The sequence below is a fragment of the Thermoactinomyces mirandus genome (assembly GCF_013868055.1).
In the GTDB taxonomy this organism is placed as follows: Bacteria; Bacillota; Bacilli; order Thermoactinomycetales; family Thermoactinomycetaceae; genus Thermoactinomyces; species Thermoactinomyces mirandus.
The window spans coordinates 25,240-48,676 of sequence record NZ_JACEOL010000030.1; the positions used below are offsets into that span (position 1 = coordinate 25,240).

Consider the following 23,437-nt stretch of genomic DNA (forward strand, 5'->3'; position numbering starts at 1 on the left):
GAGGAGCTTATGAAATATCGTACGGTATTTGACATTATTGGCCCGGTCATGATTGGACCATCCAGTTCCCATACTGCCGGTGCGGCTCGCATCGGCAAGGCTGCACGCTCCATATTCGGGAAAAAACCGCGCCGTGCGGATATTACGCTATATGGTTCCTTTGCCCAAACGTATCGCGGACACGGTACTGATATTGCCCTTGCTGGCGGTTTGCTTGACTTTGACACTTTTGACAAGCGGATGGTTGATGCTTTGGAAATCGCAAAGCAGGGAGGAATCGATATTCACTTTCATGAATCCGATGAATTGACAGACCATCCAAACACTGCCCGAATTCGCCTGGAAGATGACGATGGCCGGATCATGGAGATCGTGGGTGTCTCCATTGGCGGCGGGAAAATGGAGATTGTGGAGTTGAATGGTTTTAAACTCAGTTTGACAGGAACCAATCCCGTATTACTCGTCCTGCATCAAGACCGATACGGAGTCGTTGCGCATGTGGCAAGCATTCTTGCAAAACATGAAATCAACATTGGATTTATGCACGTATCACGTAAGGAAAAAGGTTCCCAGGCATTGATGTCGATTGAAACCGATCAACCCATTGACAAGAATGTGGAATCTGAAGTTAAAGCTTTGGAAGAAATTCATGCTGTAGCGATTTTATAAACAGACCACCGCCGTTTTAAAAGACAACGGCGGTTTTCCGTGAAAAGGAGTTGAAAACATGAAATTTCGCACAATTGCTGAATTGGTTGAACAAGCGGAAACAAACGGTCTGCCGATCTCGGAGGTAATGATCCGGCAAGAATCGGAAATGACGAATCGGCCGCGGGAAGAAATTATTGCCGAAATGGAAAGAAGTCTCGATGTAATGTGTGAAGCAGTAGAACGGGGATTAACTGAGGATATTTGTTCCCATAGCGGTCTGACCGGGGGCGATGCGAAAAAAATCCGGACATACCAGCAAAATGCCAAAGCCTTATTGTCAGGGAGCACCATTTTGAATGCGGTTTCAAGAGCGACCGCCGTTTCGGAAGTGAATGCGGCAATGGGAACGATTGTTGCCACTCCAACTGCGGGAGCATCCGGCATCTTGCCGGGAGCAATCCATGCAGCCGCAGAACTGTTGAACTCCGATCGGGAAACGATGGTACGGGCTTTGTTTACCGCTGGAGCCATTGGATTTTGCATTGCCAACAATGCATTTATTGCCGGAGCAGCGGGCGGCTGCCAGGCAGAAGTCGGTTCTGCGACGGCCATGGCGGCGGCAGCCGTGGTTGAGATGGCAGGCGGTACACCATCGCAATCAGCGGAAGCTGTTTCGATCTCCATGAAAAATATGCTTGGTCTGGTGTGTGATCCGATTGGCGGCCTGGTGGAGGCTCCATGTATCAAACGAAACGCGATGGGAGCGGCAATCGCCATGGTTGCTGCAGATATGGCAATGGCAGGGGTAAAGAGCATCATTCCGACTGATGAAGTCATCGATGCGATGTACAGGGTTGGACAAATGATGCCAAATGCATTAAAGGAAACGGCCTTGGGCGGTTTGGCCGCAACTCCGACGGGAAGGGCTCTGGAGCGGAAGATTTTCGGCAATGAAGAGATAAAATAATGAAGCTTGAGGAGATACCGGTAGAAGTCCTTCCTGGAGTCGGGGAACAGAAAAAGGAAGCCCTTGCCGAACTTGGTATACATTCCATTGCCGATTTGATGGGATATTTCCCTTATCGTTATGAGGATTACCGTTTGAGCGATTTGACCGAAGCTTCACACGAAGAACGGGTGACGGTCGAAGCACAGGTTTACGGTCAGCCAAGCGTGCGCTGGTACGGAAAGAAAAAGTCAAGAATGACGTTGAGAGTCCAGGCGGATGGCGTACCGATCCAGGTTGTCTGGTTTAACCAGGCGTATTTGAAAAACAGGTTTCGGGTGGGACAAACGATCGTCGTTTCTGGGAAATGGGATCGCCATCGTTTGCAGTTGATTGCCGATCGCACTTTTCTGAGCGAAAGTGAAAAAGAGAAGGTCGTGGGACGTTTGGAGCCGGTGTACTCAGTCAACAGCAAAATCAGGATGAACTGGCTCAGGAAGTTGATCCATACCGCCTTTACCCGGTATGGGCGCCAGATCGAGGAAATATTGCCGGAGGAATTGCGAAAAAAATACAAGCTCATATCACGTGCCAGTGCCATGTATTACCTTCATTTTCCGAAAGGGAAGGAAGAAGGGCGGCAGGCACGCCGGCGCATGGTTTTTGAAGAACTGTTTCTGTACGAATTGAAGATTATGTGGCTGCGTCGTTTTCATCGGCAGGAAGTGAAGGGATTGGTCCACCGGTTTGAGAATGAAAAAATCCGGGCCTTTATCAACCAGCTTGCTTTTCCCCTGACCGGAGCCCAGAAAAAGGTTGTCAGCGAAATTTTGTCCGATCTGCGGGAACCGATTCAGATGAACCGGTTGCTTCAGGGAGATGTCGGTTCCGGGAAAACCGTCGTCGCCGCGATTGCCCTGTATGCCAATTATTTGAGCGGTTACCAGGGCGCATTGATGGTGCCGACAGAGATTCTGGCCGAACAGCATGCATCCTCTTTGAAGAAGCTCCTGACCCCTTGGAATCTGCAAGTTGTTACTTTGACCGGCCGGATGACAGCCAGGGAGAAAAAGGATGCTCTTGGCCAGATCCAGATGGGTTTGGCAGATGTTGTCGTTGGGACCCATGCCTTGCTTCAGGAAACGGTTGTGTTCTGGAAACTGGGACTGGTCATTACCGACGAACAGCACCGTTTTGGAGTCAAACAGCGGGCCATGCTGAGGGAAAAAGGAGAGGTGCCTGATGTGCTCTATATGACGGCTACTCCGATTCCGCGGACTTTGTCCATTACCGTGTTTGGCGAAATGGATGTTTCCACGATCGATGAGATGCCTGCAGGCCGGCAGCCGGTAGATACGTATTGGGTCAAGAAGGAATTATGGCCCCGGATCATCCGGTTTGTGCAAAAGGAATGTGCCAGGGGACGCCAGGCATATGTCATCTGTCCCCTGATTGAGGAATCGGAAAAGCTCGACCTGCAAAATGCGCAGGAAGTATTTGAACAGATGGCGATGGAATTGGCCCCGATTCGTGTCGGTTTGTTGCATGGACGGATGTCTTCGGCAGAAAAAGATGAAGTAATGCGTTCATTTGCTAATAATGAAGTGCAGGTACTCGTTTCTACAACGGTTGTGGAAGTGGGTGTCGATGTTCCCAATGCAACAGTGATGGTGATTTACGACGCGGACCGCTTTGGGCTGGCCCAGTTGCACCAGCTGCGCGGACGCGTTGGTCGGGGTGGCGGGAAGTCAACCTGTGTACTGGTTGCCAATCCCAAATCGGAAACGGGGATTGAGCGAATGCGGATCATGAGTGAAACAACGGATGGATTTGAAATTTCCAGACGCGATCTTGAATTAAGAGGGCCCGGTGACTTTCTGGGAGTAAAGCAGAGCGGCCTTCCGGATTTTAAAGTTGCCGATTTGACCCATGACTTGCGTATCCTGGAAGCGGCCCGAACGGATGCGGCAGATTACGTGAACCGGAAAGATTTCATGACTTCACCGGAGACAAGACCGTTGTACGAGTATTTGTGTGCACAAAATCTGACGCAGACCAGTTTTGATTGAACGCATATTGGAATTATCATGGATACTGGCAGGTTTCCGAAAAACAGACCGGTCACGGGACCGGTTTGTTTTTATATAACAAACTTTTGCTCCCTTTATTGCATAAGATGAATTATTCATTGCAACGGGAGGGCTTTTATGAATCAGCGTGACGCTTTTTACCGTGAACTTGCCGAAGAAATCAATCGTACGGTAGGCAGAAAAGCAGTTTCTGCCAGCAAAATCAAATCACTGATTCGCCAGGCAAAACAGATCCGTGCCGTTTATGGTACGGCCGGACTTATGTCTTTTGCGCGCGAGTTGCCGTGGCGGTTATTTACTCCACAGGAAATCGAACGCTTGCAACGTTCCCCGCGCTGGCCGGAGTTATCCTCCAAATTTGTCGATGCCATGGTGATGGAAGAAGTGATTACTCCCTTCGAGGCCAACATGATTCGCCGCTTTCTTTAAACCTTTTTGGGCACGCTCACATAGGCGCTTCAACAAGCCAAATCAATCCGGAAAACATAAGGTATATTACGTTTAATCATGTACAATCGTACAGGAGAGGAGAATCCAATGACGATGCGAAGAAAAAAAAGGGTGGCCAGAAAAGTGGCAGGTAAAAAAGCAGGAATGATCCCCAAAAAGGTGGATGAATCCAAACTGGAAGATTGGAATCAGGTTGAATCAAAGTTATATGATTCTCTTTCAGAAAAGGAAACCGAACCCAACAAAAATCACAGTTTTGAAACGGAACAACAGCCCAACCCGTATAATGAATGGCAGGATGACTGGTTATTCGGAGATATGGACAGCGCCCCGGAATTAAACGACACGGATCCGAACAAGAAAAATCCGCTCTGACAAGGATGAACCAAAACTAATACCAAAAAAAATGGCTCGCTTTTTCCAGCGAGCCCCAAGCATCTTTTACACGAAAATCGTGCAAGATACTTCAATGGGAGAGGAGAAACCGGAGGAAGAGCTTATTGGGGAAACGTAAGTCTTCTCCGCGGTTTGACAACATCATTGATGCTGTCATCAACTATATTTTCCTTTTTCCAGAAGATTATACATATAGATTGTTAATTTTTGTTGAGTTTTTTTTAGCTTTTTTATATGTTAGGATAAAATGTGTTGCATTTATGTGAATATCGATAAAGACAGGTGTCATGGAAATGCGAATCATAACAGGATCGGCCAAAGGAACACGACTGAAAATGGTTTCCGGAAAGCACGTTCGTCCGACAGCGGATCATGTCAAGGAGTCTTTTTTTCAAGTGATTGGTCCTTTTTTCGAAGGAGGTCTGGTTCTTGATCTGTTTTGTGGAACCGGTGCCCTGGGTCTGGAAGCGGTAAGTCGTGGTGCAGACAGGGCAATATTGATTGATTCCTCACGTGCCAGTTGCAAGGTGGCCAGGGCCAATGCGCAGGCTGCCAGACTCAGCGCGCAAGTTGAGATTTACCGAAGTGATGTTCTGGCGGGCATCCGGAAATTAAACAAACGTCAATTAAAATTTGATTATATTTTTATGGACCCTCCATACATGAAAAATTTGCTAACGCCAGTGATCGAGAAACTCTCCTTTTTTGACCTGTTAACCGAGGACGGAATCATTGTTGCGGAACATTCGTCATTGAGCATTCCGCCACAGGAAATAGGGAGTTACCAATGTTATCGCCGGCTGAATTATGGAGATACAGTCATATCACTGTTTGAAAAAGCAGAATGAAAGGTTGTGATGCCTGATGAAAGTCGCAGTATACCCGGGAAGCTTTGATCCGATTACTTATGGTCATTTGGACATCATTCAACGGGGAAGCAAAGTATTTGACAAAATTATTGTGGCCATCCTTGTCAATTCGTCCAAGAAACCGCTGTTTACCGTGGAAGAAAGAATCAGGTTGATTGAGGAAGCTACCGTACATATGCCTTATATTGAAGTGGAGAGTTTTGATGGCTTGCTGGTTGACTATTTGCGCAAGAAAAACCCTCATGCCATTTTACGCGGTCTGCGGGCAATCTCTGATTTTGAATACGAGTTGCAAGTTGCCTCCATAAACCGGAAGTTGAATGAAAAAGTGGAAACTTTTTTCCTGATGACCAGCAACGAATATTCATTTATCAGTTCAAGCATGGTCAAGGAAGTGGTCAGATATGGAGCAAATGTCAAAGATCTTGTACCGGAACACGTGGAACTGGCGCTCAGAAAAAAATTCAATCTGGAATGTCCTGCTGACTAGTTTTGACCGGTACTTTGTCTGCCCCGCTGATTTTTGTCAGCGGGTTTTGTTATAACGGTACGAATTGGTCAACTCCTTGAATTCCTGATAAATCAGGGCAACAAACCAGATCAGGCTTACCGCGATGGCAAATCCCTGCAAAATGTCCCATAATGATAAGAACCAGGCAGAATAGGGCCGGAAGACAGATATGATCGCTGGCGTTTGCTGAAGGTAAGGTTCAAACAACGGATAAATCAAAACGGTTATGAAGGCAGCCAAAAACCCATGCAGGATTTTTGCTGCAAAATAGGGATAGTAGCGAATATCGCTACGGCTAATCATACTGGCCACCTGGGCATGAATGGAAAGACCGTTCCAGCCGATGATCAGGCTGACAATGGCCAGTTTGAACAGTAACGGGATAGACGGATCAGTTGTGCTGGCAACCTGCGAACCGACCGTTATTTCGAACAAACCGACAAGGATTGACTCCGACAATTCCGCCGGAAAGGAAAAGAAGACCAGCATTTGGGCAATGGCACGAATGAACGGTCCGGTAACCCCGACATAATTGATCAGGTGGGTTAACACGGAAAACATCATGACAAACCCGCCGATGAGAAGCAGGGTTTGAATGGCTGATGTCACCGACTGGCCGATCAGTTGCCCGAGTGTCCGGCCGTCCTGCAATCTGGCACGGTGCATCGCAGAAATGGCCCGTGACAAAATAAAACCTTTTCTTTTGGCAGGCGGAGGTGTTGGTGGAGCCTGTGATTCATAGAAACGCATGACAAATCCGACGATGATGGTGCTGACATAATGGGCAACGGCCAGAATGAGCCCAATCGATTTGTTTTCAAAGAAACCAACCGCCACTGCCCCAAAAATAAATAAAGGACCGGCTGTACTTGTAAAGCAGATGAGACGCTCTCCTTCTTCTCTGGAGATCAGCTTCTGTTCCCTTAAACGGGCAGTCAGTTTGGCGCCCATGGGATTTCCTGAAATCAACCCGACCGACATGACAAAAGCTCCGGCGCCAGGTACACGAAACAGCGGGCGCATCAACGGTTCCAACAACACTCCGAGAAAATGGACCACTCCGAAGCCCATCATCATTTCTGCCGTGATGAAAAATGGCAATAGTGCCGGAAATACGACATCCCACCAGATATGTAATCCCCTGAGAGAAGATTTGACCGCTTGCTCGGGATACAGTACCAGAATTACGGCAATAAAAAAAGTAATTGACGCCAGAAAAATGGTTTTCATTTGACTCCGGAGAAGGCTTGGGATCATATGCATTCTCTCCTCATGGAAGCTACATCAGTAACATATTTACGCAAACAGATACCTGTTTAGACCGTTTTGTCCAAATGTGACGCCAATCGGCTGAAGGTATGCAATATTGGGAAAGAAAGGGTGAATCAGAATGGGAAAACCAAGGATTGGGTTGGCTCTAAGCTCCGGTGGCGCAAGAGGGTTTGCTCATTTGGGAGTGTTAAAAGTTTTTAAAGAAGAGGGAATCCCTGTTGATTGTATAGCCGGCAGCAGCATGGGAAGCATTATTGCGGTTCTTTACGCAAATGACCTGGATCTCGAGATGTGCGAGCAGGTTGCCTGCTCGCTGAAACGGAAGCACTGGCTGGATTTTACGGTTCCCAAAAAAGGATTTGTGGTCGGAAAAAAGGTTGAGGAACTGATTCGACTGTTTGCCCATAACAAAAATCTGGAAGAACTAAATATTCCGACAGCGATCGTGGCAACCGATCTTGTAAAGGGGGAACCGGTCGTTTTCACCGAAGGACCGGCAGAGCAGGCGGTTCGCGCCAGCATTTCCATTCCGGGAATTTTTGAACCGGTCGAGATGGGGGATAAAGTGCTTGTCGACGGCGGGGTGATTGACCGGCTTCCGGTTTCCACCGTGCGAAAGTTGGGAGCCGATCTGGTGATCGGGGTAGATGTCATTCCCAGAAATCCGATGTCAAAGATCGAAAATATTTTTGATGTAATTACACAAACTTTAACTATTATGGAAAAGGAAATTACGAGTCAGATTTTGACGATGGCCGATTTTCTGATTCATCCCGATGTTGGAGATATCCAGGTAAGTTCTTTTTCCCGGGCCGAGGAATGTATAAGGCGCGGTGAAGAAGAGGCCAGGGCACATATGGGAAAACTGAAAGAACTGATTCAAAACTGGCAGGGAGAGAATTCATCCAATGGAGTCTATTCAGATGAATAAACGGCAGATTCGGAACACGATTGCTATTTGCCTTGTCCTGCTCGTTGTCGGCTCTATGTTTCTCGTTCCTATCCCTTATTATGTGATTTCACCAGGGTCGGCAGAGGATGTAAGCCCGTTGGTAAAAGTGAGAGGAGGATATTCCCGGGAAGAAGGGGATTTCTACCTGACCACGATTTCCATGAGGGAAGGCCGTTTGTTCGATTATTTATACAGTAAATGGTCGGATCATGTGCAATTGATCCCGGAGGGGGAACTGCTGGCCAAAAATGAATCAGAAGAAGATTATGAGCGCAGACAGGCGGCAAGCATGTCTTTATCGCAAAACCATGCGATTCTTGCTGCTTACCGTTATGCAGGCAGGCCGATAACGGTGAAAGTGAAAGGCGTCGAAGTTCTGCGTTTGATGTCCGGTCAGCCAAATGCGCTGAAAGAAGGAGATCTCATTACCCGGATTAATCACCAGCCCGTTCGGTCGGTAGAACAGCTTTCCGGTTATCTTGGCACGAAAGAAACCGGAGAAAAGGTAGAGGTTCTGGTCAGGCGGAACCAGGTTCAACAAAAGCTGACTATAACATTGCAACCATTGCCCCGGGAAAAAGGAAAACCGCTAAAAGCGGGGCTCGGGATCGTCCCGGTACTGAAAGCGGAGATTCACGCCAACCCACCGGTACACATTGACAGTGATAATATAGGCGGCCCTTCCGCCGGACTGATGTTTTCCCTGGAGGTTCTGAATCGCTTGCAAAAGGAAGACTTGACGCGCGGATATCAGATCGCGGGAACGGGAATCATCACCGAGGATGGCCAGGTGGGGCAAATCGGGGGCATTGAGTTTAAAATTATGGCCGCGGCCAAAAAAGGAGCCGATATATTTTTCTGCCCGGCAGATACAGGACCCCATGATCAAAATGAAAAAATGGCAAAGGAAACAGTAAAAAAATATAATTATGCCATGGATATCGTTCCTGTCAAGTCACTGGAAGAAGCGGTTGATTATTTAAAACGATTGCCAAGTCAAGAACATTGACAGCAATCGTTCGTTATCTTATAATAACCCTGTTTTTACACAAGGAGTGGAATCATGCAGATTTCCCTGCACAAATTAAAACAAGCAAATGACGGCCTGTTACTGGAGCATGAAACGATTCAGTTTGACTTGGTCGGGGAAGTGCCTGAACTCACAGACCTGGGGCCTGTCCATGTGAAAGCCCGTGCAGAGCTCATAGATCCTGACTTGTTTGTTGTAAACGCCGCAATCAGGGCACAAGCCAAATTTTTATGTGTCAAATGCCTGACAGAATTCAGGCAGGTTCTGGAGGCGGCCTTGCAGGAATATTTTACCGATGAGCCGTATCGGGCGGTGGATTCCGAGGAGCAGGAAATACATCTGGTTCATGAAAATAAACTGGATTTGACCCCGTTTGTTCGAGAAGCCCTGTTGCTCCAATTTCCTTCTGCCCCGATCTGCCGGGAAAATTGCAGGGGACTTTGTCCCGTATGTGGCAAAAACCGGAATACCGACCCTTGCCATTGCCAGGTCAAATCTGTCGATCCAAGGCTTGCAGCACTTGAGAACTGGCATGAATCAGACGGATAGAAGGCGTGTGAAACTTCCCGGACTTGTGATACATTCTTGGAGGGGGTGAAACTGATGGCAGTACCTTTCAGACGTACCTCGAAAACACGTAAACGTAAACGTCGCACACATTACAAACTCTCTGTACCGGGTATGGTAAAATGCCCGCAATGCGGAGCTCTAAAACTGTCCCACCGTGTATGCAAAGAGTGTGGGTACTATAAAGGTTCGGAAGTTGAAGGAGTAGTCAATGAATAATCAGCTTGGAGCCGAAAACAAGAGCCGGCAGGTCATTTGGTCAGGCTCTTGTTTTTTATTGCTAAAGGAGTGTTTTTTTTATATACTGATTTTAATACCAGGTATTAATAATAGATCACAAAATTCATAATCCGCAAAAGGTGGTGACTCCGATATGCGTCTGTCCAAAAAAGAGCGGCAAAGCCAGGTAGCTTGTGCCTTCAAGGAAGAACCGTTTCTGACTGATGAAGAACTGGCAAAGCGGTTTGGCGTCAGCATCCAAACCATTCGTTTAGACAGGCTGGAACTGGGGATTCCGGAATTGCGCGAACGGATCAAGCTGATGGCAGAAAACCATTTTGATCATGTGCGATCTTTGTCGCTGGAAGAAGTAATCGGAGAAGTGGTCGATTTGCAGCTCGATCATAGCGGAGTTTCCATCCTTGAAATAAAAAAAGAATATGTGTTTGCCCGCAACGGAATTGCCCGCGGACATATTTTGTTTGCCCAGGCAAACTCTCTCGCGGTTGCAGTCACCGATGCAGAAGTAGCTTTGACAGGAGCAGCTGGTATTCGTTTTATACGTCCCGTTTATCTTGGAGAAAAATGTATTGCAAAGGCAATAGTCGTAAAAAAACTGTCTTCCAGGCTGCAGGTAGATGTGGTTACCAAGGTGAAAGGCGAAACAGTTTTCCAGGGAACATTTGATGTATATCGTCTGGAAGATAAGGAGCTTGTTAAGGAGGAGCAATAATGCGGATTGCAATCGATGCACATGGAGGAGACCACGCTCCGGACGCGGTAATGGAAGGAATAGGACTTGCCAGGGAAAAATGGCCGGATCTGAAGATTGTTTTGATTGGTACCCGGGAGATCGCCGAAAAATTTGTTTTGTCCGATGTAGAATTTCATGCTGTAACGGAAATAATTGAACCAGACGACAAACCGGCCATCGCTGTGCGTCGCAAAAAAGATTCATCAATGGTTGTCGGATGCAAGATGGTTCGAAAAGGGGAAGCTGATGCATTTATCAGCGGCGGAAATACCGGTTCCCTGATGGCTGCCGGATTTTTCCACGTGGGCAGGATGAAAGGGGTGGATCGCCCCGCGCTCGCTCCTGTCTTTCCGACTCTAACCGGCAAGGGGATTCTCGTGTTGGATGTTGGTGCCAATCCGGAAGCAAAGCCGGGGCATCTGCACCAATATGCAACAATGGGCAGCATCTATGCAGAAAAAGTGCTGGGGTTTGAGTCCCCGCGCGTGGGACTGTTGAATATCGGGACAGAAGCAGGGAAAGGCACGGATTTGACCAAAGAAGCATTTTCGATGCTGGAAGAAGACCATTCCCTCCGGTTTGTGGGCAATATTGAGGCCAGGGATATTTTGGAAGGGCCATGTGAAGTACTTGTCTGTGACGGATTTAGCGGAAATATTTTGCTGAAAAATACCGAAGGTGTGGCGAAGGCGATTTTCAGCCGTTTCAAGCAGGAACTTACGGCAAGCCTGTTTACAAAACTGGCGGCAGCCATATTGAAGCCGCGCCTGAAGAAGTTTGCGCAAGAATTGGATTATAAGGAGCATGGAGGTGCTCCGCTCCTGGGCTTGCGGGGCCCTGTGATCAAGGCACACGGTTCTTCCGATGCGAAAGCATTTTTCAATGCAATTCGTCAGGCCCGCCGATTCTTGGAGAAAGAAGTGATTTCACAAATCGAAGAGGAATTGTCCCGTTAAACAGAGGAGTGGGAAAATGAGATCGGTAGGTATTTTGGGTACAGGTTCTTATTTGCCTGAGAAAGTATTAACCAACAGTGATCTTGAAAAAATGGTGGATACCAATGATGAGTGGATCGTCAGCAGGACCGGCATTCGCGAACGGCGAATTGCTGCTCCTGAAGAAGCGTCGTCGGACCTGTCTGTCAAGGCGGCTGAAAAAGCCCTGAAATCTTCGGGGGTCAGTGCCGAGGAGATCGATTTGATTATTGTAGCTACCGTGACACCCGATATGAACTTCCCGGCCACAGCCTGTCTGGTTCAGGACCGGCTGGGAGCCAGCAAGGCTGCAACTTTTGACTTGTCTGCTGCATGTACCGGCTTTATTTACGGGATTTCCACTGCCGCCCAGTTCATTGCCACCGGAGTATACAATTACGTGTTGGTCGTAGGAGTGGAATGCTTGTCCCGCATCACGGACTGGACTGATCGAAATACTTGCGTCTTGTTTGGAGATGGAGCCGGCGCGGCTGTTTTGGGACCGGTTGAAAAAGGATACGGCTTTCAATCATTCGTATTGGGCGGAGACGGTTCCGGGGGCGATCTGTTAAAACTCCAGGCTGGCGGTTCCCGCTTGCCCGCCACCGCGGAAACGGTGGATCAGCGTCTGCATTATATTTACATGGCAGGCAGGGAAGTATTCAAGTTCGCCGTGCGCGTAATGGGAAGCGCAACGGAAGAGGCGCTTGCCAAAGCCGGATTGACGAAAGAGAATATTGATTTTCTCGTTCCCCATCAGGCAAATATCCGCATTATTGATTCGGCCGTAAAGCGCCTGGGCTTGACGGAGGACAAGGTCATCGTCAATCTGGATCGCTACGGAAACATGTCTTCCGCTTCAATTCCTGTGGCGCTTGATGAAGCCATACATGCAGGCCGGATCAAAAAGGGAGACACCATCGTGCTGTGTGGTTTTGGTGGCGGATTAACCTGGGGAGCAACAGTTATCAGGTGGGCCTGAGATGAATTGCGTGAGGAGGGATGACAATGGGTAAAATTGCATTTATTTTTCCAGGGCAAGGATCACAAAAAGCAGGAATGGGTTTGGAAATTTACAAAACAAATAAACGGGCGAAACAGATTTACTCTATCGCTGATCAAACACTGGGATATCCTTTATCACGTCTTTGCTTTGAAGGCCCGGAAGAAGAGCTTTGCCTGACGGCAAATACACAACCTGCCATTTTAACGACAAGTGTTGCCCTGCTTGAGGCGTTTTGTGAGCAGTCTGATGTGATGCCGGATTTTGTGGCCGGCCACAGTCTGGGAGAATATACAGCTTTGGTTGCAGCCGGTTCTCTTTCCTTTGCCGATGCTGTCCTTGCGGTACATAAAAGGGGAACATACATGGAAGAAGCGGTTCCGGCCGGTGTCGGGGCCATGTCCGCAGTGATGAATCTGAACAGGGAGAAGCTGGTAGAGGTATGCAATGAGGTATCTAAGGAAAAGCATGTAGTAGAACCGGCCAATTACAATTCTCCCGGTCAGATCGTAATATCCGGTCACAAAGAGGCTGTCAGGGAAGCGGGGGAAAAAGCCGCTAAAGCGGGGGCTCGCCGTGTCATTTCTCTTTCTGTCAGCGGACCGTTCCATTCTTCGCTAATGAAGCCGGCGGCAGAACGTTTGGCAGGTCATCTGGAGACCATCTCCGTCAATATGGCAGTCGTGCCTGTCATTGCCAACGCCATTGCCGAAAGTGTTACAGAGGCAGAAGAGATTAAACGGCTGCTGGTCAAACAAGTGGCTTCTCCCGTTTTATGGGAAGACAGTGTTCGTTACATGCTTGAGCAGGGTGTGGATACCTTTGTCGAGTTTGGTTCAGGCAATGTGTTGTCCGGACTGGTGAAAAAAGTGAATCGCAAGGTAAAAACGATCTCGGTCCAGGATCCCGAGACATTGAACCAGGCAGTAGAAGTGCTTGACGGAAGGAGAGTCCTCGATGTTAACAGATAAGGTAGCCGTTGTGACTGGCGGTTCACGCGGTATCGGAAGAGCAATTGCCCTTTCGCTGGCAGAAGCGGGAGCGGATGTGGCCATATTTTACGCCGGAAACCATTCAGCGGCTGAGGAGACGGTTGCAAAGATCAAGGAAACCTGCCGCAAGGCGGCGGCATTCCAGGTGGACGTTTCCCGGAGCGATCAGGTGGAAAAGGCTTTTAAAGAAGTGCAATCTTCCTTCGGTCAGGTAGACATTCTGGTCAACAATGCGGGAATTACGCGGGACAATCTGCTGATGAGGCTGAAAGAAGCCGAATGGGACCAGGTAATCGATACCAACCTGAAAGGGGTTTTCCTGTGTACCAAGGCGGTAGCCCGGTCGATGATGAAACGGCGGAGCGGACGAATCATTAACATCAGCTCGGTTGTGGGCGTGATCGGGAATCCGGGACAGGCCAACTATGTGGCGGCTAAAGCAGGCGTCATCGGCCTGACCAAAACAACAGCCAGGGAACTGGCCAGCCGCGGCATCACGGTAAACGCAATTGCGCCAGGATATATCGAGACAGACATGACGTCGGTTCTGGATGAGCAAATCAAGCAGCAGATGTTATCCGCGATTCCGCTTGGCACATTTGGAAAACCGGAAGATATCGCGGAACTGGTGAAATTTCTGGCGTCTGATTTCGCCCGCTATATTACCGGCCAGACCATCCACGTCGATGGCGGGATCGCCATGTAAGCTTCTGATTGCTTGTGTCAATACGTTTTCGTATAATACGAAAGGGAGGTGAAAGAAATGGCTGCGGAAACATTAGAGCGTGTGAAAAAAATCATCGTTGAGAGCTTGAACGTTGATCCGAGCGAAGTAACCATGGAAGCAAACATCAAAGAAGATCTCGGAGCTGATTCTCTCGATGTGGTTGACCTCATCATGGAACTCGAAGATGAATTCGATATGGAGATTTCCGATGAGGAGGCTGAAAAGATCACCACTGTTGGTGATGTGGTTGGATATATTGAAAAAAATAAATAAGTATTTTTTCCATACTTATTTTATAAAGTCCCGTATTTCATGCGGGACTTTCACACACATCTTCGTATGAATGAGGAAAGGCGGTGGACCAGATGAATCGGGTAGTCATCACTGGTCTTGGAGTCATTTCTCCTCTTGGCAATGATATCAGTACTTTTTGGAACAATATGATCCAGGGTAAATCCGGAGTAGGTCCGATTACGCAATTCGATACCTCGGATTTTGTTGTGAAAATCGCGGCCGAAGTAAAAGATTTCAATCCCTTGGATTTTATCAATAAAAAAGAGACAAGGCGCATGGATCGCTTTGTACAATTTGCCGTAGCTGCCGCAAGAATGGCGTTGGAAAATGCAGGCCTGGATATGAGCAAAGTGGATGCCGAACGGGTTGGCACCTACATAGGCTCTGGAATAGGCGGCCTGGCAACGCTCGAAGAACAGCACAAAGTATTGCTTAACCGCGGTCCACGCCGGGTTAGTCCCTTCTTTGTCCCGATGATGATTGCCAACATGGCATCCGGAATTGTTTCCATCCAGGTTGGGGCAAAAGGACCGAGCAGTGCGGCGATTTCTGCCTGTGCCACCGGAACCCACAGTGTCGGGGATGCATTCAAGATTTTGCAGCGCGGCGACGCCGATGTCATGATTGCGGGTGGAACCGAAGCAACCATTCTGCCGATGGCAGTAGCAGGTTTTTCAGCGATGGGTGCTTTGTCCACGCGGAATGATGAACCGGAGAAAGCAAGCCGCCCGTTTGACAGAGACCGCAACGGGTTTGTCATGGGAGAAGGTGCAGGTATTCTGGTAATGGAAACATTGGAACATGCACAAAAACGTGGAGCAAATATCATTGCTGAAGTAGCAGGCTATGGAATGACAGCAGATGCTTACCATTTGACAAGTCCGGCTCCGGAAGGCGAAGGAGCGAAACGCTGCATGGAGCAGGCCATCAAGGATGCCGGCATGAAGGCGGAAGACTTTGATTATATCAATGCTCACGGTACATCCACTGATTATAATGACAAGTTTGAAACGATGGCGATTAAAGGAGCCTTCAAGGAGCACGCATACAAACTGGCAGTCAGCTCAACCAAATCGATGACCGGCCACCTGCTTGGAGCAGCTGGCGGGATTGAAGCGATTGTGGCAGCGCTCAGCATCAAAAACCAACTCGTTCCGCCAACCATTAATCTGGAAAATCCCGACCCGGATTGCGATTTGGATTACGTTCCGGGTGAAGCGCGCAAGATGCGGGTCCGTGCGGCTTTGTCAAATTCGCTTGGTTTTGGTGGACATAATGCGACGATTGCCCTGAAAGAGTACCTTGAAACATAATGAAAAGAGGTGAATGGGATGAATCTGTCGCAATTGGAGCAAATCACGGGATTGAAGTTTCATAACCGTAAACTATTCCAGCAAGCGTTCACCCACACTTCATTCACACATGAGAAAAAGAATAACGGCATCCATCCGGATAATGAGCGTCTTGAGTTTTTAGGGGATGCCGTTCTGGAACTGGCGGTTTCCGAGTATTTGTTTCATCGTTATCCCAAAATGAGCGAAGGTGAATTGACACGTACCCGAGCACGCGTCGTATGTGAACCTTCGCTCGCGTCCTTTGCCAAAGAACTGGGGTTTGGCCAGTATCTGAGGTTGGGCAAAGGTGAGGAGATGACGGGAGGACGTACACGTCCGTCGCTTCTGGCCGATGTATTTGAAGCGTTTATCGGTGCCCTGTTTCTTGACCATGGGCTGGATCAGGTGAAAAAATTCCTGGAACGTGTGGTTTTTTCAAAAATCAGCGAGGAATGGCTGGCAAGCATGATGGATGCCAAGAGCCAATTGCAGGAAGTGGTGCAACAGGAGCGGCTTGGTGCGTTGGAATATCGGATTGTCGATATGCAGGGGCCTGCTCATGACCGCCATTTTGTGGCTGAAGTGTATTTGGGCAACAAACCGCTTGGTCAGGGATCGGGCCGTTCAAAGAAAGAAGCGGAACAGCAGGCTGCTTTAAAGGCACTGCAAGGCTGGAAGAAATAAAAGAGAGAAACCACCGCATACATAGATAACGGTGGTTTTTGTTTTGAAAGCGGGGGAGAAATCGTGGAAGTCATCGCACCATATCTCTTTCAATTATTTTCGATCATGGCGATTGTTGTGTGCCGGTCACGGGAGCGATCTTTGCCCTGGTTCTGCTGTGGCGGGCAGTCAAGGCGCTGGAAGGAATCCGGGAAACATTGGAGAGACTGGCGGACAAGAAGGAGAACTAAAAACACCGATTGGACAGAAACTTATTTTTTTTACCGGGGATAGACCTTTATCTGGCCGTGCTTTATAATTGATAATAAATATTATTATTAAACAGAACAGAAAGGGGAGTTACTCATGCCCCCTTCAGGCCGTGCGATCGACGTTTTACCGGATGAGTTCCCGTGTTTTTTCCCGGAAAGGATTGTCATCCCATTCATCCGGCCTGTTTCCCGCCCGTGATTTGTTAAACAGGCAATTTTGCTTTTCCTTGCTGTTAAAGTGGTCAGAACAGATGCAGGCGGATCTGGTGGTGGCTGCCTCCCAGCTGGCCAAACAATACAGCTTTACTGTCGTTGTTCCTGCTCTAGATGCTGTGAGTGCGTTAAATGAACGGCTGGATTTTTCAATGGACAATGTCCTGATCCACTTTGCCGGGCAGAGTCGGAAACGGATGACGTTAAAGATGCAGCTTCATGACTGGAAAGCGGTGCCCCTGCAACACAGCCGCCAATATTGGCGTGAGCAATTATTGAAAACGTTATTTACCCATCATATCTCGCCGCTTTGGAATTACCTGCATCGCTTGACAGGAATTTCGCGATCTGTATTGTGGGGGAATCTGGCCGCCTATGTATACTTGGCTGTACGAAGAAAAATTGCAGGTAAATAAAACAGGGGCTTCTTTCCATGCCGTGATGATTTTCACCATTTGCTTTACGGTGCGAAAGCGGGAATGTTTCAGGAGAAGGTCCAGCTGCTAAAGCGTTTCTATCAACCGCCTCAACAGTGTCCTGGTTCAGCTGTCAGGATTCGAAAAACATGCTGTTTATACTATCTGCCAATGACGGGCAAAGATGTTGCGGCAATTGTCCGCGGGAATACCAAAAAGATGAAAACAACAAATCCATATAGCCTCTCCATAAGCCATTTCGAAAAAAAGCGAAGCTGGCTTATTTTTTTACAGGAAATTGTTGCTCCAAATATAATCAAGTAATATAGATACCTGAAAGGAGACTGAGTTTGAATGAACCCATGTTCCTGGCAAGATTTTCAGAAAGTGGAAATGCACATTGGGCAGATTGTCCGTGTTGAGTCCTTTCCCAAAGCCCGAAAGCCGGCTTATAAACTATGGATCGATTTCGGTCCGGAATTGGGCATAAAAAGGAGCAGTGCCCAGGTGACCCAACGATACAGCCCTGAAGAACTGGAAGGAAGAAAAATCGTGGCTGTGACCAATCTTTCGCCAAAGAAAATCGCTGATTTCCAGTCAGAAGTACTGGTATTGGGCGTGGACTCACTGGAAGGCGGAGTCACTTTGCTGGAAATCGACCATGATGCACCGCTGGGCAGCCGGGTATATTGATCGATCGGAAACAACAGACCCAATCTGCTTTTTATGCTAAAATATATCAGTTGATTTTAATGAGTTTGCGTGGGAGAGGAGGGGTGTTTTTGTACCTGAAACGATTGGAAATGAGCGGTTTCAAATCATTTGCCGACCGGACCGAACTGGAGTTTGTGCCGGGAATCACGGCGGTTGTCGGCCCGAACGGAAGCGGCAAGAGCAACGTGACTGACGGCATCCGGTGGGTGTTGGGGGAACAGAGTGCGAAATCGCTGCGCGGCAACAAAATGGAAGATGTCATCTTTGTCGGAAGCGATACCCGCAAACCTGTCGGTTATTGCGAAGTGTCGATGACATTTGACAACTCGGAGCGACGTTTGCCGGTCGACTATTCGGAAGTGACGGTAACCAGGCGCGTTTACCGTTCAGGGGAAAGCGAATATTTGCTGAACAGGCAACCCTGCCGCTTGAAAGATATCCATGAATTGTTCATGGATACGGGGATCGGGAAAGATGCCTACTCCATGATCGGTCAAGGCAAGATCGACGAGATTCTCAGTTCCAAATCGGAGGACCGGCGCATTATTTTTGAAGAGGCGGCAGGCATTGTCAAGTACAAGACACGAAAAAAGGAAGCCGAAAAAAAACTGGATGCCACCGAACAGAATCTCGCCCGCATTTGCGACCTGATCCACGAGATTGAGACGCAAATCGAACCGCTTCATGACCAGGCGGAAAAAGCCAGGCGGTACAAAGAATTGAAAGAGAAGCTGAAACTTGTGGAAATCGGCTTGTATGTACATAAAATTGAAAGCTTGCATGAGGAATGGAAAAAGGTAACTCTTGAGGCGGCCAAATCAAAGGAAACGCTGGTATCGCTGGCCACGGAGGCTAGCAAAAAGGAGATTGCCCTGCAAAAATTGAAAGGCCGACTGCATGAGCAGGAGAAGAATTGGGAGCAGGTACAGACCGATTTGCTTGCGGTCAGTGAGGAACTGGAAAAAACCGAAGGGCAGAAAGAAGTACATACGGAACGGGTTAAGAACCGTGAGCAAAACGCACGGCAATTGGCAGAACAGATTGCCCGGCTGGAAAGTGAACTGCTTCGTCTGCGCGAGGAAGACAAACAGGTTTCCAGACAGTTGCAGCAAAAAAAACAGGCTCTGGAACAGATGGAAAAGGAATTGTCCACGCTTCAAGGGAAGTTGTCGGAATCCGAAGATGGCAGTGAACAACAGTTGCAGTCGTTGACCGGGAAATGGCAGGTTCAGGGGAAAGAACTGGTACAACTGGCCAGCGAAAAGCAATATGCTCTGGAAAACCTGGACAAGACCGGGGAACGGATGGTTTCCATAGACGAGGCCAAAGAAAAGCTGGACAAGGAGAAAGAGGAACATAAACAACTGGCCGCCCAACTGGCAGGCGAACTGGAATCGGTTGAACAGTGGTTAAAGGTTGCCACGGAGCAGGTGCAATCACTGGCCGAAAAACGGACACGGCTGGAGCAGGAAGAAAGAAAATGGACCAGTGAAGCCCGCAAGGCCGAACAGAAAATGAACCGGCTGCGTTCGAAACTGGATTGGCTGAAAGAGGTTGAAGCGGAACATCAGGGGTTTATGCAGGGAGTCAAGGAAGTGCTGCGTGCCCGGGATCGGGAAGTGCCTCACTTGCAAGGAATTCATGGAGCCGTTGCCGAGCTGGTGCAGGTTCCCGGGGAGTATGAAGCAGCTATTGAAACGGCTTTGGGAGGAGCCGTGCAGCATGTCGTTGTGGAGGATGAGGCAACAGGGCGAAGCGGCATTCGCTATCTGAAAGAAAAGAGATTGGGACGCGCCACTTTTTTGCCGCTTGACGTGATCAGGCCGCGTTCCCTCCAGGAAAGGGAACTGGCACAGTGCCGCAAAGCGGATGGTTTTGTGGGAGTGGCAGCTGATCTGGTAAAAAGTGAAGCGCGTTACCGACAGCTGATTGCCTATCTGCTGGGGCTTGTGTTGGTGACACGCAGTCTGGAGCAGGCCAATGTTCTGGCCCGAACCCTGTCATATCGCTACCGGGTGGTCACGCTGGATGGCGATGTGGTCAATCCGGGCGGAGCAATGACCGGCGGCAGCCGCAAACAAAACAAAAGCAACCTGTTGGGACGCTCCCGCCAGATTGATGAACTGGAGAAGATGATCAGGGAGCATGAAGAAGAAACCGATCGGATCCGGCAGGCTTTGGCCGACGTTAACCGGGCTCTGGAACAGTTGGATGACGAATGGGAACAGGTGCGGAAACAGGGAGAAGAGCGGAGGCTGAGAGAACAGGAGCTCAGAGGCAGGGAGCGGGAACTGGTTCTGCTTCAGAAAACACTGGCCGAAAAAGAAGAGACATTGCTGGCGGAAATGGAGCAGGCCAATCGGCAACAAGAACTGTTCCAGGCACTGATAAAAGAGATTGAGCAGAAAACGGCCGACCTGGAGTCAGCCCAGGAAATGCTGGAACAGCAGCTTCGCGATGTCCGGTTCAGACTGAAGGAACAGGCCGATGCCCGAAAAGAGGTTCATGAGCACTCGACCCGCCTGAGAATCCGGGTATCAGCCTTGCATCAGGAAATTTCCCATTTGAATCAGAATCAGGATCGGATCAGGCAAGAAACAGAACGTCTTTCCGCCCGGAAACGGCAAGCCGCCATGGAACTGGAAGAACTGGAAAACTGGCGGGAAAGCGGCAAGTCGGAGATGAACCGGCTGGAAGAAACGATTGCCGGGCTTCGGAAGAAGAAAGCAAAAATCCAGACGGAACTGGACAAAATCCGCCTGGAACGTGAACAGCTGCTCTTTGAGCGGGAAGGCCTGGAAAAGGGAACCCGTCAGATCGAGCAGGAACACCGCAAACAGGACCGGCATTTGCACGAACTTGAAGTGCGGGCCAACCGCCTTGATGTGGAACTGAACCATCTGCTCGGCAAATTGGCGGAAGAATATGAGATCAGTTTTGAACGTGCCAAACAGTTGTATTTGGTGCCGGATGAACCGAAACAGGCCGAGAAAGATGTGCGTTCCCTGAAAGGGCAAATTGCCGCCCTTGGAGATGTGAACCTTGGCGCGATTGAAGAATACGCGCGCCTGAAAGAACGTTACGATTTTCTCAGGACTCAGGAAGCCGACTTGCTGGAAGCCAAGGAAAAGTTGTTTGAGATTATCCGTCAATTGGTGGATGAGATGAGCCGGCGGTTTGAAGAAAGCTTTCAGCTGATCCGGGTGGAGTTCCAGGATGTATTTGTCAAAATGTTTGGCGGAGGGCGCGCCGATCTCAAATTAAGTGATCCCGAAAACCTGCTTGAAACAGGGATCGACATTGTTTCCCAGCCTCCCGGCAAAAAACTGCAAAACCTGAATCTGCTTTCTGGCGGAGAGCGCGCCTTGACAGCGCTGGCCCTTCTGTTTGCCGTTCTGCAAATCAGGCCGGTACCGTTTTGTGTGCTGGATGAAGTGGACGCTGCCCTGGATGAAGCCAATTTGACCCGCTATACCCGCTACATGAAGCATTTCTCCGGAAAGACGCAGTTTATTATTATTACCCATCGCAAGCACACCATGGAAGGTGCCGATGTGTTGTATGGAATTACCATGCAGGAATCAGGGGTTTCCAAACTGGTATCTGTGAAGTTGGAAGAGTATGATAAAGAAAGAACGGAGACGGTCAGTAATTAGGACAATAGGAGGAAAAGCATGAGTTTTTTCCAAAAATTAAAAGAGAGTGTTCAACAGAAGACAGAAACCGTGACACAAAAGTTCATGACCGGTTTGAGCAAAACCAGTCATAACTTTGTCAGTGCAATTTCGGATTTGTTCAGCAGAACTAACAGGATTGATGAGGATCTGTATGAAGAACTGGAAGAGATCCTGATCGGTGCCGATGTAGGCGTGAAAACCACCATAGACCTGGTCGAACGTCTGCGCGAAGAAGTGAAGGCGAGAAAGATAAAAGAACCGGCTGAGCTGAAATCGCTGTTATCGGAAGTGATCAGCGAAATTCTGAAACGAAATGAGCAGGAACAGCATCTCCGGTTGAATGAAGACGGGCTGACAGTGATTCTGTTTGTGGGAGTTAACGGGGTTGGCAAAACGACCACGATTGGAAAACTGGCTCACCGGTTCAAAAATGAAGGGAAAAAAGTAATCCTGGCTGCCGGGGATACTTTTCGCGCCGGAGCAATTGAACAGCTTGAAACGTGGGGCCAGCGGATCGGCGTGGATGTGATCAGGCATCAGGCCGGGTCCGATCCGGCTGCTGTCATTTACGACGGCATCCATGCCGCACGGTCCCGGAAAGCGGATATCCTTCTGTGCGATACGGCTGGCCGCCTGCAAAACAAGGTGAACCTGATGGAAGAATTGAAGAAAGTCCATCGCGTGGTGCAACGGGAAAGCCCTGGAGCGCCACATGATGTCCTGCTGGTGCTTGATGCAACAACCGGCCAGAACGCGCTGGTTCAGGCCAGGCAGTTCGGACAGGCTGTCAATGTGTCAGGAATCGTGTTGACGAAACTGGACGGAACCGCCAAAGGAGGCATGGTGATTGCCATCAACCATGAGTTGAACCTGCCTGTGAAACTGGTCGGGCTTGGCGAAAAAGCGGATGATTTGCAGGATTTTGATTCCGACCAGTTTCTGCATGCGCTGTTCAGGGACATGATTGAAGCGGAAGAAGGGAATTCGTAAAAAATATTTGCCGGGTTCAAGGAAAAATCCTTGACATCCTTTCCAGTCTTCGTTATATTATACATCTGTAAAGGATATGACCTTGACGGTCTGTGTGGGGTGTGACTCCCGTGTTGGATCAGACAACAAAAATGAACTTATTATATGACTTTTACAGTTTGTTATTGACGGAGAAACAGCGTGCGTTGCTTGAGTTATATTATTCAGAGGACTGGTCGCTCGGCGAGATTGCCGAACATCAGGAAGTCTCCCGACAGGCAGTTTATGAGGCGATAAAGCGGGCCCAATTGCGGATGCTGGATCTGGAAGAGAAACTGGGACTGGTGAAACAGCATCTGAAACGGCAGCAGATCATGGAAAAGATCAGGGAAAAATTACGCCAAATGCCGGAAGCATACGAATGTATCGGGGAGTTGTTGGAAGAACTGGCCGAGCTTGACTGATCAGCCATGTGAGGAGGG

At 48.8% G+C, this 23,437-nt stretch carries 26 protein-coding genes; 25 read left to right on the forward strand and 1 reads right to left on the reverse strand.

Annotated features, from left to right (window positions below):
• The first annotated feature begins 9 nt into the window (after positions 1 to 9).
• The 7 genes from sdaAB to coaD all read left to right on the forward strand — a co-directional run bounded on the left by sdaAB (position 10) and on the right by coaD (position 5,892).
• The gene (sdaAB, locus tag H2C83_RS08960) at positions 10 to 669 is read left to right on the forward strand and encodes an L-serine ammonia-lyase, iron-sulfur-dependent subunit beta (RefSeq protein WP_181739898.1); all 660 of its coding nucleotides are present in this window, start codon (positions 10 to 12) and stop codon (positions 667 to 669) included.
• Positions 670 to 727: 58 nt separating this feature from the next.
• Complete coding sequence (gene sdaAA, locus H2C83_RS08965; protein ID WP_181739900.1) at positions 728 to 1,618, forward strand: L-serine ammonia-lyase, iron-sulfur-dependent, subunit alpha; 891 nt, start codon at positions 728 to 730, stop codon at positions 1,616 to 1,618.
• Complete coding sequence (gene recG / locus H2C83_RS08970) at positions 1,618 to 3,666, forward strand: ATP-dependent DNA helicase RecG (RefSeq protein WP_181739902.1); 2,049 nt, start codon at positions 1,618 to 1,620, stop codon at positions 3,664 to 3,666. Before sdaAA ends, recG begins: the two co-directional genes overlap by 1 nt.
• Before the next feature lie 138 nt (positions 3,667 to 3,804).
• A complete protein-coding gene (locus H2C83_RS08975; RefSeq protein ID WP_181739903.1) occupies positions 3,805 to 4,116 on the forward strand; it encodes a hypothetical protein in 312 nt (103 codons plus the stop codon).
• Positions 4,117 to 4,194: 78 nt separating this feature from the next.
• Positions 4,195 to 4,512, forward strand: a complete 318-nt coding sequence (locus tag H2C83_RS08980) for a hypothetical protein (RefSeq protein ID WP_181739905.1) — start codon at positions 4,195 to 4,197, stop codon at positions 4,510 to 4,512.
• A 308-nt stretch (positions 4,513 to 4,820) separates the two neighbouring features.
• Positions 4,821 to 5,381: a 16S rRNA (guanine(966)-N(2))-methyltransferase RsmD gene (rsmD, locus tag H2C83_RS08985; RefSeq protein ID WP_281364129.1), complete on the forward strand. Its 561-nt coding sequence runs from the start codon at positions 4,821 to 4,823 to the stop codon at positions 5,379 to 5,381.
• Between the two features lie 16 nt (positions 5,382 to 5,397).
• Entirely contained in the window at positions 5,398 to 5,892 is a 495-nt protein-coding gene (gene coaD / locus H2C83_RS08990; protein WP_220184088.1) for a pantetheine-phosphate adenylyltransferase, read from the forward strand.
• 36 nt (positions 5,893 to 5,928) lie between these two features.
• Here coaD and spoVV read toward each other — a convergent pair whose 3' ends face one another.
• On the reverse strand, positions 5,929 to 7,170 hold the full coding sequence (gene spoVV / locus H2C83_RS08995) for a dipicolinic acid transporter SpoVV (protein ID WP_181739914.1): 1,242 nt from the start codon (positions 7,168 to 7,170) through the stop codon (positions 5,929 to 5,931).
• Positions 7,171 to 7,303: 133 nt separating this feature from the next.
• Between spoVV and H2C83_RS09000 the strand changes: the two genes are divergently transcribed.
• The 18 genes from H2C83_RS09000 to ylxM all read left to right on the forward strand — a co-directional run bounded on the left by H2C83_RS09000 (position 7,304) and on the right by ylxM (position 23,419).
• Positions 7,304 to 8,116, forward strand: a complete 813-nt coding sequence (locus tag H2C83_RS09000; RefSeq protein ID WP_181739916.1) for a patatin-like phospholipase family protein — start codon at positions 7,304 to 7,306, stop codon at positions 8,114 to 8,116.
• Positions 8,109 to 9,146 (forward strand): SepM family pheromone-processing serine protease, encoded by a 1,038-nt coding sequence (locus H2C83_RS09005; RefSeq protein WP_181739918.1) that lies wholly within the window; start codon positions 8,109 to 8,111, stop codon positions 9,144 to 9,146. Before H2C83_RS09000 ends, H2C83_RS09005 begins: the two co-directional genes overlap by 8 nt.
• A 54-nt stretch (positions 9,147 to 9,200) precedes the next feature.
• A complete protein-coding gene (locus tag H2C83_RS09010) occupies positions 9,201 to 9,716 on the forward strand; it encodes a YceD family protein (RefSeq protein ID WP_181739920.1) in 516 nt (171 codons plus the stop codon).
• A gap of 54 nt (positions 9,717 to 9,770) precedes the next feature.
• Positions 9,771 to 9,953, forward strand: a complete 183-nt coding sequence (gene rpmF / locus H2C83_RS09015) for a 50S ribosomal protein L32 (protein ID WP_181739922.1) — start codon at positions 9,771 to 9,773, stop codon at positions 9,951 to 9,953.
• A 160-nt stretch (positions 9,954 to 10,113) separates the two neighbouring features.
• Entirely contained in the window at positions 10,114 to 10,686 is a 573-nt protein-coding gene (gene fapR, locus H2C83_RS09020; protein ID WP_181740166.1) for a transcription factor FapR, read from the forward strand.
• Entirely contained in the window at positions 10,686 to 11,663 is a 978-nt protein-coding gene (gene plsX, locus H2C83_RS09025; protein ID WP_181739925.1) for a phosphate acyltransferase PlsX, read from the forward strand. Before fapR ends, plsX begins: the two co-directional genes overlap by 1 nt.
• A 16-nt stretch (positions 11,664 to 11,679) precedes the next feature.
• Positions 11,680 to 12,663: a beta-ketoacyl-ACP synthase III gene (locus H2C83_RS09030; protein ID WP_181739927.1), complete on the forward strand. Its 984-nt coding sequence runs from the start codon at positions 11,680 to 11,682 to the stop codon at positions 12,661 to 12,663.
• A gap of 26 nt (positions 12,664 to 12,689) precedes the next feature.
• The gene (gene fabD, locus H2C83_RS09035; RefSeq protein ID WP_181739928.1) at positions 12,690 to 13,655 is read left to right on the forward strand and encodes an ACP S-malonyltransferase; all 966 of its coding nucleotides are present in this window, start codon (positions 12,690 to 12,692) and stop codon (positions 13,653 to 13,655) included.
• Positions 13,642 to 14,382 (forward strand): 3-oxoacyl-[acyl-carrier-protein] reductase, encoded by a 741-nt coding sequence (gene fabG, locus H2C83_RS09040; RefSeq protein WP_181739930.1) that lies wholly within the window; start codon positions 13,642 to 13,644, stop codon positions 14,380 to 14,382. Before fabD ends, fabG begins: the two co-directional genes overlap by 14 nt.
• A gap of 57 nt (positions 14,383 to 14,439) precedes the next feature.
• A complete protein-coding gene (acpP, locus tag H2C83_RS09045; RefSeq protein WP_181739932.1) occupies positions 14,440 to 14,676 on the forward strand; it encodes an acyl carrier protein in 237 nt (78 codons plus the stop codon).
• Between the two features lie 92 nt (positions 14,677 to 14,768).
• Positions 14,769 to 16,010: a beta-ketoacyl-ACP synthase II gene (gene fabF / locus H2C83_RS09050; RefSeq protein WP_181739933.1), complete on the forward strand. Its 1,242-nt coding sequence runs from the start codon at positions 14,769 to 14,771 to the stop codon at positions 16,008 to 16,010.
• Positions 16,011 to 16,028: 18 nt separating this feature from the next.
• A complete protein-coding gene (gene rnc, locus H2C83_RS09055; RefSeq protein ID WP_181739936.1) occupies positions 16,029 to 16,715 on the forward strand; it encodes a ribonuclease III in 687 nt (228 codons plus the stop codon).
• A 119-nt stretch (positions 16,716 to 16,834) separates the two neighbouring features.
• Entirely contained in the window at positions 16,835 to 16,945 is a 111-nt protein-coding gene (locus H2C83_RS18725; RefSeq protein ID WP_512700736.1) for a DUF8066 domain-containing protein, read from the forward strand.
• Positions 16,946 to 17,076: 131 nt separating this feature from the next.
• Positions 17,077 to 17,595: an IucA/IucC family C-terminal-domain containing protein gene (locus H2C83_RS09060; RefSeq protein ID WP_181739938.1), complete on the forward strand. Its 519-nt coding sequence runs from the start codon at positions 17,077 to 17,079 to the stop codon at positions 17,593 to 17,595.
• A gap of 354 nt (positions 17,596 to 17,949) precedes the next feature.
• On the forward strand, positions 17,950 to 18,288 hold the full coding sequence (locus H2C83_RS09065) for a tRNA-binding protein (RefSeq protein ID WP_181739940.1): 339 nt from the start codon (positions 17,950 to 17,952) through the stop codon (positions 18,286 to 18,288).
• 89 nt (positions 18,289 to 18,377) lie between these two features.
• On the forward strand, positions 18,378 to 21,965 hold the full coding sequence (gene smc / locus H2C83_RS09070; protein WP_181739943.1) for a chromosome segregation protein SMC: 3,588 nt from the start codon (positions 18,378 to 18,380) through the stop codon (positions 21,963 to 21,965).
• 18 nt (positions 21,966 to 21,983) lie between these two features.
• Positions 21,984 to 22,976 (forward strand): signal recognition particle-docking protein FtsY, encoded by a 993-nt coding sequence (gene ftsY, locus H2C83_RS09075; RefSeq protein ID WP_181739946.1) that lies wholly within the window; start codon positions 21,984 to 21,986, stop codon positions 22,974 to 22,976.
• Between the two features lie 110 nt (positions 22,977 to 23,086).
• Positions 23,087 to 23,419, forward strand: a complete 333-nt coding sequence (gene ylxM, locus H2C83_RS09080; RefSeq protein ID WP_181739947.1) for a YlxM family DNA-binding protein — start codon at positions 23,087 to 23,089, stop codon at positions 23,417 to 23,419.
• Positions 23,420 to 23,437: the final 18 nt, after the last annotated feature.